Here is a 13,424-nt window from a genome sequence, read left to right on the forward strand (position 1 = left end):
TGAATCGCACTCTTACGATCCCTATCGTTGAACAATCTTGTCTAACCTTAAGAAAATTTTCTTTAAAAAACTGTTTTAAAAATAGGTTTGTATGTTTTATAACGTGCTTTCCTACCGACCTTATTTACGGAAAGCCGTAAGGTTAGGAGCAGTGTTAGAACATACAAGCCATTTCATTTTAAAAGGGCCACCCTTTAAGGCATAAAGCTTTTTAGGGCAGCCAATATTTTCCATATATATTAGCTCACAAAGAACTTCTTAAAGGAATAAATCGTTAATTGACGGTTAATGTCTGCAATGGATGTCGTTAATGGAATTCCCTTCGGACAGGCTTGAACACAGTTTTGTGAGTTACCACAGTCTGTGGCACCCCCATCGCCCATAAGTGCTTCTAAACGCTCCCACTTATTCATTGCACCAGTTGGGTGGGTATTGAATAAACGAACTTGGCTGATGGCAAATGGGCCAATAAATGCAGACTTGCTATTTACGTTTGGACACGCCTCCATACATACCCCGCATGTCATACATTTCGACAATTCATAGGCCCATTGACGAGTATGTTCAGGCATTCTTGGACCAGGTCCTAAATCATAGGTTCCATCAATTGGGATCCAAGCTTTAACCCGTTTTAACGCATCGAACATTCTACTTCGATCAACCATCAAGTCCCGAATAATCGGAAATGTACTCATTGGTTCTAAACGAATGGGCTGTTCTAATTTATCAATCAATGCGCTACAAGCTTGTCGTGGTCTCCCATTGATCACCATTGAACAGGCACCGCAAACCTCTTCCAAGCAGTTCATTTCCCAAACGACAGGTTTGGTTTTTTCTCCTTTCGCATTTACCGGATTTTTATGAATTTCCATGAGAGCACTAATGACATTCATGTTTGGGCGGTAAGGAATTTTAAATTCTTCCTTGTAAGGTTTTGAATCAGGTCCATCTTGACGAGTTATAATTAAATGGATCTTTTTTTCACTCATTTCATTGTCTCCTCCTTCGAAACGGCATAATTTCGAGGTCTTGGCTTGATTAAAGAGACATCCACATCTTCATAACTAAATACAGGACCATCAGGGGTATATCTTGCCATCGTCGTCTTTAACCATTCTTCATCATTACGATTTGGAAACTCTGGCTTGTAATGAGCTCCACGGCTTTCATTGCGATGGTAAGCCCCCATTGTAATTGCACGAGCCAAGACAAGCATGCCTTCTAACTGACGGGTAAAGGTGGTAACTTGATTACTCCATTTCGAAGCATCCTCAATGTTGATGCGTTTATAACGTTCCATAAGCTCTTGAATCTTTTCATCGGTTTTGAGGAGACGATCGTTGTAACGAACAACAGTTACGTTCTCTGTCATCCACTTCCCAAGTTCTTCATGAAGTTTATACGGATTTTCATTGCCATTCATCTTCGTGATTGCATCGTATTTTTCTTGTTCTTTGCGTTTTTGTTCTTCGAAGAATTTGCTCGATACATCTGCAGAAGCTTTCTTTAATCCTTTGATATATTCAACCATCTTAGGACCTGCAACCATACCACTATAGATTGCAGATAATAATGAGTTTGCCCCTAAACGGTTCGCTCCATGATATTGGTAATCGACCTCACCTGCAGCAAAAAGGCCAGGAATATTTGTCATGTGATCATAATCAACCCATAATCCTCCCATTGAATAATGAACACTTGGGAAGATCTTCATTGGAACTTTTCTTGGGTCGTCGCCAACGAATTTTTCATAAATTTCCAAAATCCCGCCAAGTTTAATATCGAGCTCTTTGGGATCTTTATGAGATAGGTCTAGATAAACTTTGTTTTCTCCATCTACCCCTAAGCCAAGATCAACAACAACGTGGAAAATTTCCCTTGTAGCAATATCACGAGGCACAAGGTTTCCATATGCGGGATATTTTTCTTCTAAGAAATACCAAGGTTTTCCATCTTTATAAGTCCAAATTCTTCCACCTTCACCACGAGCGGATTCTGACATTAAACGGTCTTTATCATCGCCGGGTATTGCAGTTGGGTGTATTTGAATAAACTCTGGATTTGCATAAATAGCACCTTGACGGTAAACCGCACTAGTTGCATAACCGGTGTTAATAACAGAGTTCGTTGACTTACCAAAGATCATACCTAGTCCACCTGTTGCTAATAAAACAGCGTCGCCGACAAAGGTATGTATCTCCATGCTTCTTAAATCTTGAGCAACAATTCCCCTTGCTCTTCCTTCATCATCAAGAACAACAGATAAGAACTCCCAATGTTCATATTTGGTTACTAATCCTGCTACTTCCCAACGGCGAACCTGTTCATCAACAGCATAGAGTAGTTGTTGCCCCGTTGTTGCACCAGCATAAGCGGTTCGATGATGTTTCGTACCTCCAAAACGGCGGAAATCAAGAAGTCCTTCAGGAGTTCTATTAAACATAACACCCATTCGGTCAAATAGATGAATGATTCCAGGAGCTGCTTCAGCCATTGCTTTTACAGGAGGTTGGTTGGCTAAGAAGTCCCCACCATAGATGGTATCGTCAAAATGAATCCATGGAGAGTCGCCTTCACCTTTTGTATTGACAGCACCATTAATTCCACCCTGCGCACAAACGGAATGAGAGCGCTTAACTGGTACTAAAGAAAATAAATCGACATGTACACCTGCCTCTGCAACTTTGATGGTTGCCATCAAACCTGCTAATCCACCACCAACTATTATGATTCTTTGATTACTCATCTTCCCGCTCCCCCCTTAATGAGTTGTTAAATTGACTGCTTCTTTAATATACTCAGCATTTGTAAAAGAGAATAATGAAGAGATTGCAACGATCGATACAAGAACAAATACCGTCATCCACACATAAGTTGAAATCCTTTGTGATCGTGGACCAATCGTAACTCCCCAACTTACTAAGAATGACCACATTCCGTTAGAAAAATGGAAGATCGCCGAAATCACACCAACGATATAAAAAGCCATCATCCAATTATTTTGTAAAATATCAGCCATCATGTTAAAGTTCAGTTCCTTGGTTCCGAGAGCCATTTGAGCCCGCGTTTCCCATACATGCCAACCAACGAAGATTAAAGTAATAATACCTGTGTAACGCTGTAACATAAACATTATGTTACGGACGTAACTAAAGTTACCAACATTATGCTTCGCCTGAAATGCAATATAAAGTCCATAAATTGCGTGATATAAAAGTGGTAAGAAAATCAGTACCCACTCAAGAACTGGTAGAAAAGGTAAGCTTTCCATAAAACCTGCAGCATTGTTAAAGGATTCAGGTCCTCTTGTTGCCATGTAGTTAACCGTTAAATGAATCAATAAAAACACACCTACAGGAATAACTCCTAATAAGGAGTGCAACCTGCGATTAAAAAAATGCGAAGTTGCCATAAACAATTTCCCCCCTTTAAAGATTGAAAAGCAATTTGTATTTTACGTTCCTCCTAGACCTCTTTCATTCCCTCCCCTTAAACCTCCTTTTTTCATATTCTAACAACTAGTTTAAAAAGGTTTCATTGAGTGAAACCAAAAAAAGGAATATTTTATCTCAAAATTCATTGTACTCCTCTATCCTAGCAAGCGTCAAAAAGGACATGAGTGAAAGAATCGGTATGAAACTCAGGAAATCATGGAAATATCGGCCTTTTTGGTTTTTTTTAAAAAAATTTAGAAAATATAAATCATTATATAAGAGATTAACATCCCTTCAAAGGTTTGAAGGGATGTTTCTAATTATTCCTGCCCTAATTCAAAAGCGTCATGTAAAACTTGGACTGCTTGTTTTGCTTGTGTCTTTGGAACTAAACAAGATACTTTGATCTCAGAAGTGGTCACCATATGAATAGGGATTCCTGCATCACTTAAGATCTTAAACATTTTTGCTGCTACTCCTGGATTGGAAATCATCCCTGCTCCTACAATCGAAACCTTCGCTAAGTGATGATCATGACTTACTTTTGCTTGTTCTCCTAATTTTTTTTCTAACACTTTTAAGGTTGGGCCAATATCTTGATCACTAATGGAAAACGATACATTAATTCGATCTTTTTCATAATCACTCGTAACAATCATATCGACGTTAATATTTTCATTCGCCAAAGTCGTAAATAAATCGGCTAAAGCATCAATTTTATTTTCTAAATCGACCACCTGAACGCGAGTCACATCTAGGTCATAAGCAACTCCTGTAACAACACGAACATTTTCCATTGATTTCTCCTCCTTAATTTCTGTTCCGGGAGTATCAACAAAACTAGAACGCACAACGAGTTTTACCCTATGGTGTTTGGCATTCTCAACAGATCTTGGATGTAATACGACTGCTCCTAAATTGGCAAGTTCAAGCATTTCATCATAACTAATTTCATTTAATTTTTTGGCATTCTTCACTACCCTTGGATCAGTGGTATATACCCCTTCAACATCGGTATAAATTTCGCAAACATCTGCATGTAAAGCTGCTGCTAATGCGACAGCACTTGTATCCGATCCACCTCTACCTAGAGTTGTGATTTCTTGATTGGAAATTCCTTGAAAACCAGCAACAATGACGATTTGATCTTTCTCTAATTCATGCAAAATTCGTTTCGTATCAATATTGGTAATTCTCGCTTTCCCATAAACCTCTTCTGTTTCAATCCCTGCTTGCCAACCGGTTAGAGAGATCGCACGATACCCCATCTCTTGTAAGGTCATGGCGAGTAGTGAGATGGATACTTGTTCCCCAGTCGTCATTAACATATCCAACTCTCTCGATGAAGGATGTGCAGAAATCTGATGAGCTAAATCGATCAACTCATCGGTATGATCCCCCATCGCTGAAACGACAACAACACATTGATGGCCCTGATCTTTTGTTTTAGCAATGATCTTAGCTACCGCTTTCATTCGGTCGACATTAGCTACCGAGGAACCACCAAATTTTTTTACAATGATCCCCATATCGCTCACCTCATTATACTTGCCAAATTTAAAAAACTGAAAAAATCCTTTGATAAACAAAAAACAACAGGTAGACTTTACCTGTTGTCAGTGACAACAAAAAGTCCTCCACCTCCCAAGATCAAGATAGTTCTCCACAGTTAAATTGGGATGGTTTAACTGTGACAGTCTTACACCTATTCGATGTAAGCCCAGCTATACTTATGCAGGTTCATAAGTACGCTTCGGCAAAATCCCCTTTTATCTACGTTCATCATTTACCCGTCATTCCCGTAGATGACTCATGAATTTTGCAACCCCTACCTCACAATGGAAAGTGAGGCAATCATTATTAAATTTTTTTGTATTATAACATAAATGACTCCTTTTGCAATATTTTTATCACTTTTTTTCTTCAGAGCACAAAAATTTTAAAATTTCCTTTGCTAACTTATCGCCAATTCCTATTTTCCGAAACTCTTCTACCGATGCTTCACGAATATTTTTAATCGAGCCAAAATGTTTTAATAATAATTTTTTTCTTTTCTCGCCAACACCTGGTATCTCATCTAATTGAGAATATAACATGCTTTTTGTTCGCGTTTGCCGATGAAAAGAGATGGCAAAACGATGAACCTCATCTTGGATTCGTTGTAAAAGGTAGAATTCTTGACTATTTCGCTCCATTGGAACAACCTTAGGGGGAGCACCGTAAAGCAATTCGGCAGTTTTGTGCTTTTCGTCTTTTTTCAGTCCTGCAACAGGAATGTTGAGACCCAGTTCATTTTCTAATACATTAACGGCTGCATTGATTTGTTGTTTGCCCCCATCAACGATAATTAAGTCTGGAAGGTTTAATCCCTCTTTTAAAATTCGCGTATATCTACGACGGATGACCTCTTGCATCGTATGAACATCGTCTGATCCCTCAACACTCATTACCTTATATTTGCGGTAGCTAGATTTGTCAGGATACCCATCGATAAATACAACCATCGCAGAAACAGCATCGGTACCTTGAATATTCGAGTTATCAAAAGCTTCAATGCGATGGGGAGTTTTGATTCTTAAAAGTTCCCCTAACCGTTCAACCGCTTGGATTGTTTTTGCCTCGTTTCTTGCATCTAAATTAAATTTTTCTTCTAAAGCAACTTTCGCATTTTCTATTGCCATATCCACTAATTTTCTTTTTGGACCTCTTTTTGGCTGATAAACTTTGATCTGTAACCATTCTTCTAAAAGTGCAAGATCGAGTTTAACTTCTTTTGGAAGCAAAATTTCTTTTGGCAGAACAGGGTTTGCAAAATAAAATTGGGTAATAAAAGACATAAAATCTTCTTCGATCGTTCCATAATAGGGAAACATTGAGACTTCTCGTTCAATTAAGTTACCTTGTCTCATATAAAAAACTTGAATACACATCCAACCTTTATCGGTGTAGACTCCAAAAACATCCCGATCCATTCGATCGTTTAAAGTGATCACTTGTTTTGACATAATATTTTCTATATCTTGTAATTGGTCACGATATTCTTTTGCCCGTTCAAACTCAAGATTTTCAGCTGCTTGTTCCATTTTTTTTCGTAATCCATCGGCAATCTCCTTATAATCCCCTTGTAAGAAACGAATAATTTTCTTCGTAATCTCTTCATATGTTTCTTGTTTCACTTCGAATTCACAGGGTGCTAAGCATTGTCCAAGATGGTAATAGAGACATACCCGATTGTTTAAATTTTTGCACTTTCGTAAGGGATAAAGTTTGTCTAATAATTTTTTCACTTGTTGCGCCGATCCAGCATTTGGATAAGGGCCAAAATATTTCGCCTTATCTTTTTTCACTTTTCTCGTGACTTCCAAACGAGGATGTTCGTCCGCCGTTAATTTGATATACGGGTAAGTTTTATCGTCCTTTAGCATGATATTGTAATGAGGGCGGTATTTTTTGATCAGATTGTTCTCTAAGATGAGTGCTTCCACATTGGAATCAGTAATAATATATTCGAAGTCAGCGATTTCACTGACTAATTTTTGCGTTTTGGCATCATGACTACCTGTAAAATAGGAGCGAACTCGATTTTTAAGAACCTTTGCTTTACCAACATAGATCACTTGCCCTTCACGGTTCTTCATCAGATAACAACCTGGTTTATCGGGGAGTAATGCGAGCTTCTCTTTAATGATTGGATCCATCTTTATCACCTGCAACAAAACCCCCTAAGAACTAGGGGGTTTATATCAAAAAATTATAGATGCTTGCTTAAAGTTGCCATTAATTGCTCTTTTGGTTGGTAACCTACGATTTTCTCAACGGGTTTTCCATTTTGGAAAAGCAATAGTGTTGGAATCCCCATGATTCCATATTTTGCAGCAGAGGCTGGATTGTCATCAACATTTAACTTTGCAATCGTTAATTTATCACCGATTTCCTGATCAATTTCCTCAAGTACAGGCGCAATCATTTTACAAGGTCCACACCATGGAGCCCAAAAATCAACAAGAACTGTACCTGTACTTTCTACTTCAGAAGCAAAGGATTGATCAGTAACATGAACAATTGCCATTTTGAACAGTCCTCCTTTTATAATTAAAAGTCTCACAACAGATAAAAGTATAGCAAAGAATGAAGTTTCTTTGCAACCAATTAAAACTTATCCTTACTTTCTTGGGCTTCGATCTGGGTCATTAGGAGACAAGATTTTCGGTCGTTTATTCTTATAAGGCATTGGTGAACGGACAATTACATCCAGCAAGGCTTTGCCGTTTAGGGGAATAAGAGGCCAAAGATAAGGTGTGTCTAAAGATTTAGAAGATGCTAAAAGTAAGAACCATAATATGAAACCAAGCACAAGCCCTGTTATCCCAAGTAGATGAGTGAGAATGAGCAAAACGATGCGAACAATTCGATTGGCTAGACTCAATTCATAACTAGGTGTTGCAAAAGTACCGATTCCAGCGATAGAGAGATATAAAATCACTTCCTTCGTAAATAAACCAACATCAATGGCCATTTGACCAATCACAATTGCTGCAATTAATCCCATTGCTGTTGCTAAAGAAGAGGGTGTATGAATCGCTGCCATTCGTAAAACATCCAATCCCAATTCTGCAAACATAAATTGCCAAAATAAAGGAATTTCCCCTGATTTTTTGGGTTCAAGAAAATGTAAAGAATCTGGAAGCAAAGATGGCTCCTTGACAGCAGCATACCATAAAGGTAACAAAATGACTGACATCATTAACGCAAGAAAACGTACCCAGCGTAAATAGGCACCAATGATCGGTTTTTGCCGATATTCTTCCGCATGTTGAACGTGGTGAAATAAGGTTGTTGGCGTAATCATCACACTCGGTGATGTATCCACATAAATGAGTACATGCCCTTCCAAAAGATGTACCGTTGCTACATCCGGTCTTTCTGTATAACGTACCATTGGATAAGGGTTCCAATGATTAGGAAAAAGGTATTCCTCTAAGGTTTTTTCAGCCATCGGCAGTCCATCGATTTCCATCTTACTGATTTTTTCTTTGATCAATTCGACTAAGTCAGAATTCGCCACATCTTCAAGATAGGCAATGGCAATATCCGTTTTCGAACGTTCTCCAACCTGCAAATATTCCATTCGTAAAGAAGGATCTCGTAAACGACGACGGGTAAGAGCCGTATTGAAAATTAACGTTTCGACAAAGCCATCACGTGCCCCGCGAACCACTCGTTCAATATCAGGTTCTTGCGGGCCTCTTGCGGGATAAGTTCTTGCATCAATGAGAATCGCTTTGTTTTCTCCTTCAATAAATAACGCTAAGGGGCCAGCAAGAACTTGGGAGATAATCTTTTTAAAATCATCCGCAGCTTCTACTTCTAAATAACCGATATGGGTCTCTAACAGACGTTTTAAGGTATCGGGAGTTAAATCTTTTGCTTCGATTTTCCCTAAATACCTCATAATTTGATTCATTATATCATCTTTCGCAAATCCATCAATAAAATAAAGAGCAAATTCTTTTCCCCCATAATAGAGTTTACGGTAGATGACATCAAAACTTTTGTTGACCCCCAATGCTTGATTCATAAATTCAACGTTTTCTTTAAGATTGGAGCTTAACTTTCTTTCTTCTAGTTGAACCATTCCCCATCTTTCACCCTTTCAGCTATAGGTAAATACTTTGCGAAATGATAACCAAGTAAAAACTTGTAAAATACCAGAGATTAAAAGAACGTAACGAAGATAGTGAATCCCTACCCATTTGATAAAAAGGATAAACACAAAAATCATCATCATTCTCCCAAGGTTTAAACTAATTTCTCTTAGAACAATATACTCGGATCTTAAATTTGCTGTTTCCTCATTCTTCCCAATCTGATCAAAAACAACTGAGGTTAAAGGAATAAAATAAAGAGGGGCAAATAAACTGGTTCCAATTCCATAAATCAGCAAAGTGGTGTATGTTGTCTTAAAAAACATGGGAATGACCACCAATGCCATCATCAATGAACCGATCATCATCCCTTTGTTTCGCCACTTTTTTTTCATCCATTTTCCAACTAAAAAATAACTGACAAGGGCAACGAGAGAAATTAACATCGAATAAGTACCTAAAGAAAACTCATTATTTGTCGAAATATATACTAACAACCCTGTAAGAAAAGTAATAACCCCTTCTCTTCCGCCTTGCGCAATCATTCCCAGGGAAATATTACGCCAAGGTGTTGGAGTTAAACTTTGTTTTAACACTTTTGTTAAACGATATCTCCCCTTTGATGGTCGTTTATAAAAAAGAAAACTAATAAGAACTGCAACCAAAAATACAAATAAGGAGATAAAAAAGATGTAACGGTATCCAGTAAAACCTGTATTATGAGAGATTAACCATCCGGATAAAAAAGGAGCTATGATTCCGCCAAAAGAAGTAAATAAACCATTCATTCCGTTAAAAATATCTCGATTTTTTGGGTTTGTAATTTCAAAATATAAGGTATTAAAAGAAAACCAATAGAATCCTTGGCCTACACCAAGTAAAGCTCCCAAAGACATTGAATATTTTGCTGAAAGAGACCCAAGTAGTAGAACAACAAGGTAAAAAACAGTTAATATCGCTACTCCTGTTCGTAGTAAAATCACACGGTCCAAATATTTAGCTAGTTTTCCTGCAACAATAAAAATCAGTAAGGTTGTTAAATATTGAAAAAAATTAAACCATCCAATCAAAATATAGTTTTTCTCTAACTTCCATAAATATACATTTACAAATGTATTCGATAACGCAATGGCAATCGTGTATAATGTGCTTACCAGTAAAAGCAATCTAGCGTTTTTATCTAATGTCTTAGGGTGATTCATTTTAAACCACTCCAAAAAAAAAGTGTCTTTTTCATCTTTCCCCAATTCCAATGAAAAATTTAAAAAAAAGACTGGTTGATGAAACCAGTCTCGTCTTTCCTTCTTTATTACGCTTTTAGTTCAACAACCGTTACACCAGAACCCCCTTCACCATATTGACCCATACGAATCGATTTTGTTAATTTATGCCTTTTTAGAAAATCCTGTACCCCGCTGCGAAGAACCCCTGTTCCCTTCCCATGAATAATGGATACTTGTTTGTATCCTGCCAAGAGCGCGTCAGCCAAGTAACGATCAATCTCGATCATCGCTTCATCAACCGTCTTACCGCGAAGATCTAATTCTGGTTTTACATACTCTTTCGTGCGTTTTACCCCTGTCATGATCGCCTCAGGATTAGAACGTTTCTTTTCTTCGCTAACTTCTAAATCCTGTCTATTGATCTTCATTTTGATGATTCCGATTTGGACAATAAATTCGTTCTCGCTTACTTGTTCAATCACATTTCCTTTTTGTCCTAAACTTAAAACCTTTACTTCGTCCCCTACCTCAATCTTCTTGTTTTGTTTTTTGGAAATAGGCTTTGGTTTTTCTAGGTCAGGTACCGATTCATTTAAACGTTTTTTCATGGCAATTAATTCATGTTCTTTTACATCTACCCGTTTTTCCTGAATTAATTTTCTTAATTCACGAATGATTTCATCGGCTTCCCTGGTGGCTTTGCGAATGATTTTTTCTGCCTCTTGTTTTGCTTCTTCTAAAATTTTGAAGCGATTTTGTTCTAATAAAGCCAGTTTTTCTTCCACTTCTTTTTTCATCTCTTGTGTTTGCTTTCTTAAACGTTCTGCTTCAAGTCGTTCTTTTTCTGCTATTTTTTGGTTCCATTCAAGGGAATGAATCATCAATTCTACTTGTTGATCTTCTTCACTTAATTGTTCTTTTGCAAATTGAATAATCTCTTCCTCAAGCCCAAGCCTTTTGGCAATGGCAAACGCATTGCTTCGACCAGGTACGCCGATTAGCAAGCGATAGGTAGGTTTTAGAGTTTTTACATCAAATTCCACACTAGCATTTACAACACCTTGATGATTATAGGCATATGCTTTTAATTCGCTGTAGTGAGTCGTAGCAACAACCCTGGCTTGCAGCAAGCGAATTTTCTCTAAAATTGCAATAGCTAATGCTGCCCCTTCAGTTGGATCGGTACCTGCCCCCAATTCATCCAACAAGATCAAACTATTCGTATCCACTTTTTTCAGGATTTCGATAATATTTTTTAAATGACTGGAAAATGTGCTTAAATTTTGCTCGATACTTTGTTCATCACCAATATCGGCAAAGATGGAGGAAAAAACAGCAACCTCGCTCTCTTCATCAGCGGGAATATGAAAGCCAGCCATCGCCATTAAAGTAAGTAAACCAATCGTTTTTAAAGTAACCGTTTTTCCCCCGGTATTAGGGCCTGTTATGATTAAAACATGAAACTCTTGGCCTAAATGAACATCAATCGGAACCACTTCTTCAGGATTGATCAATGGATGTCGAGCTTTTTTTAAACGAATATATCCTTGTCGGTTGAGTTTGGGGAGAGTTGCTTTCATCTCTTTAGCAAGTTCCCCTTTTGCTTGGATAACATCTAACCTTCCAAGATGTTTCACCATTTCTGCAATGGAATCTGCTTCCATCCGAATCAAATCAGTCAGTTGTCTTAGAATTTTTTCAATCTCTTTTACTTCTTTTAATTGATACTCCCTTAGTTGATTATTCAATTGAACGACAGAATCGGGCTCAATAAATAAAGTAGCTCCTGAAGCCGACTGATCATGAATCATCCCACCAAAAACCCCACGATACTCTTGTTTGACTGGAATGACATAGCGACCATTACGAATGGTAATGATTGGATCTTGCAACATTTTTTGATAATGAGGATTTCGCAAAATCGATTCTAATTTCTCTTTCACTCTGCTTTCAATTAAGCGAATTTGATTACGGATCATTTTTAATTCTGTACTTGCTAAATCAACCACTTCATTGTATTCATTAATACTTTCATTGATTTTCTTTTCGATTTCAAAAAGCTCGATGATTGGTTCAACCAGGGTTCGCAAAATAGGTAGGGATAATTCTTCATTTAATTGAAGAATCAATTTCTTCAATTTCCTTGCTGCCATTAAAGTAGAAGAGATTTGTCTTAATTGTTCTGGGGCAAGTATTCCACCGATTTTGGCTCGTTTGATAAAGCCGCGTATATCATGAACCCCATCAAAAGAAAGGCCCCCTTTTAAGCGAATGACCTCTAATCCTTCATGGGTTTCTTTTTGTCGATAAACAACTTCTTCCAAATCAAAAGAAGGAAGTATTGTTGCTGCCAATTCTTTTCCCATAGGAGTCATCGCTTTATTGATTAGTCGATCAATAATTTTGTGAAATTCTAAAATCGTTAGTGTACGATCCACAAATAGTCCTCCTTAAGTTAGAAAGCGTACTTTTTACCGCATCGGAAAGTTTAACTTCATTAAAGTAATAAATCGAAGTTAAATTTGAACGATCGACATAAAAAACTACCTCTAAAGAAGAACTCGACTACGTCTTCGAAAAGACTTCGATAGAAGTTTTTTTTTTATTATATCATTTGACGATAAAAACTCATAAAAGCAACGCATTCTGGAAAGTATACAAATATCCTTTCATTTTTAAATTTAAAAGGAGGATTAAAAAAGATGACCATTATTCGACATATCATTCGTTTTGCAGTTGCTGCTCTTGTTTTATTATTTGTAGGAGCTATCGTTCCAAACTTTGTGATCAATGGTTTTTGGAACGCATTTTTAGCAGCACTCGTCATTGCAGTGCTTGGATGGATTATTGAGGCCATTTTCGGAGAGAATGTTTCCCCATTTAGTCGTGGCATTGTCGGCTTTCTTACAAGCGCCTTAGTCATCTATCTAACCCAATTTTTTATCCCAGGTGTAAGAGTCACCGTTGTAGGTGCTTTAATTGCTGCTTTAGTCATTGGGATTATTGATCTATTTGTCCCAATAAAAAGAAAATTCACAGGTGAAGAGCGATCCTGATTTTACAGTAATTCACATTTATAGTTTAGTAATCATCTGGAGATTTTAATTTTTCTGTGAAAAGGA

Annotated in this window: 10 protein-coding genes and 1 riboswitch; of the genes, 1 reads left to right on the plus strand and 9 read right to left on the minus strand. The window is 37.5% G+C overall.

The features are described from left to right. Positions 1-239: 239 nt before the first annotated feature. From sdhB to ACMW72_RS07415, 9 genes are all read right to left on the minus strand, one after another. On the minus strand, positions 240-989 hold the full coding sequence (gene sdhB, locus ACMW72_RS07375) for a succinate dehydrogenase iron-sulfur subunit (RefSeq protein WP_418368206.1): 750 nt from the start codon (positions 987-989) through the stop codon (positions 240-242). Further along, positions 986-2,746 carry a succinate dehydrogenase flavoprotein subunit gene (sdhA, locus tag ACMW72_RS07380; RefSeq protein WP_418368207.1) on the minus strand — a complete coding sequence of 587 codons (1,761 nt, stop codon included), beginning with the start codon at positions 2,744-2,746 and terminating at the stop codon, positions 986-988. Before sdhA ends, sdhB begins: the two co-directional genes overlap by 4 nt. 15 nt (positions 2,747-2,761) lie before the next feature. Beyond that, entirely contained in the window at positions 2,762-3,412 is a 651-nt protein-coding gene (locus ACMW72_RS07385) for a succinate dehydrogenase cytochrome b558 subunit (RefSeq protein WP_418368208.1), read from the minus strand. 342 nt (positions 3,413-3,754) lie between these two features. Further along, positions 3,755-4,963 carry an aspartate kinase gene (locus tag ACMW72_RS07390; protein WP_418368209.1) on the minus strand — a complete coding sequence of 403 codons (1,209 nt, stop codon included), beginning with the start codon at positions 4,961-4,963 and terminating at the stop codon, positions 3,755-3,757. A 119-nt stretch (positions 4,964-5,082) separates the two neighbouring features. After that, positions 5,083-5,273, minus strand: a riboswitch (Lysine riboswitch). Positions 5,274-5,344: 71 nt separating this feature from the next. After that, a complete protein-coding gene (gene uvrC / locus ACMW72_RS07395; protein WP_418368319.1) occupies positions 5,345-7,132 on the minus strand; it encodes an excinuclease ABC subunit UvrC in 1,788 nt (595 codons plus the stop codon). Between the two features lie 53 nt (positions 7,133-7,185). Then, positions 7,186-7,503, minus strand: coding sequence for a thioredoxin (gene trxA / locus ACMW72_RS07400; RefSeq protein WP_418368210.1), 318 nt, complete (start codon positions 7,501-7,503; stop codon positions 7,186-7,188). A gap of 93 nt (positions 7,504-7,596) precedes the next feature. Then, positions 7,597-9,069, minus strand: a complete 1,473-nt coding sequence (locus ACMW72_RS07405) for a spore germination protein (protein ID WP_418368211.1) — start codon at positions 9,067-9,069, stop codon at positions 7,597-7,599. Between the two features lie 18 nt (positions 9,070-9,087). Continuing rightward, positions 9,088-10,281, minus strand: a complete 1,194-nt coding sequence (locus ACMW72_RS07410; RefSeq protein ID WP_418368212.1) for an MFS transporter — start codon at positions 10,279-10,281, stop codon at positions 9,088-9,090. Positions 10,282-10,388: 107 nt separating this feature from the next. Then, complete coding sequence (locus ACMW72_RS07415; RefSeq protein WP_418368213.1) at positions 10,389-12,740, minus strand: endonuclease MutS2; 2,352 nt, start codon at positions 12,738-12,740, stop codon at positions 10,389-10,391. A gap of 264 nt (positions 12,741-13,004) precedes the next feature. Between ACMW72_RS07415 and ACMW72_RS07420 the strand changes: the two genes are divergently transcribed. Continuing rightward, a complete protein-coding gene (locus ACMW72_RS07420) occupies positions 13,005-13,358 on the plus strand; it encodes a phage holin family protein (protein WP_418368214.1) in 354 nt (117 codons plus the stop codon). The last annotated feature ends 66 nt before the right edge of the window (positions 13,359-13,424 follow it).

Origin of the sequence: Tepidibacillus sp. LV47, from assembly GCF_048381575.1 — a bacterium.
Taxonomy (GTDB): domain Bacteria; phylum Bacillota; class Bacilli; order Tepidibacillales; family Tepidibacillaceae; genus Tepidibacillus.

Coding starts and splice junctions, on each gene's coding strand:
- sdhB (WP_418368206.1), bottom strand. CDS start 989: ATGAGTGAAAAAAAGATCCATTTAATTATAACTCGTCAAGATGGACCT.
- sdhA (WP_418368207.1), bottom strand. CDS start 2,746: ATGAGTAATCAAAGAATCATAATAGTTGGTGGTGGATTAGCAGGTTTG.
- ACMW72_RS07385 (WP_418368208.1), bottom strand. CDS start 3,412: ATGGCAACTTCGCATTTTTTTAATCGCAGGTTGCACTCCTTATTAGGA.
- ACMW72_RS07390 (WP_418368209.1), bottom strand. CDS start 4,963: ATGGGGATCATTGTAAAAAAATTTGGTGGTTCCTCGGTAGCTAATGTC.
- uvrC (WP_418368319.1), bottom strand. CDS start 7,132: ATGGATCCAATCATTAAAGAGAAGCTCGCATTACTCCCCGATAAACCA.
- trxA (WP_418368210.1), bottom strand. CDS start 7,503: ATGGCAATTGTTCATGTTACTGATCAATCCTTTGCTTCTGAAGTAGAA.
- ACMW72_RS07405 (WP_418368211.1), bottom strand. CDS start 9,069: ATGGTTCAACTAGAAGAAAGAAAGTTAAGCTCCAATCTTAAAGAAAAC.
- ACMW72_RS07410 (WP_418368212.1), bottom strand. CDS start 10,281: ATGAATCACCCTAAGACATTAGATAAAAACGCTAGATTGCTTTTACTG.
- ACMW72_RS07420 (WP_418368214.1), top strand. CDS start 13,005: ATGACCATTATTCGACATATCATTCGTTTTGCAGTTGCTGCTCTTGTT.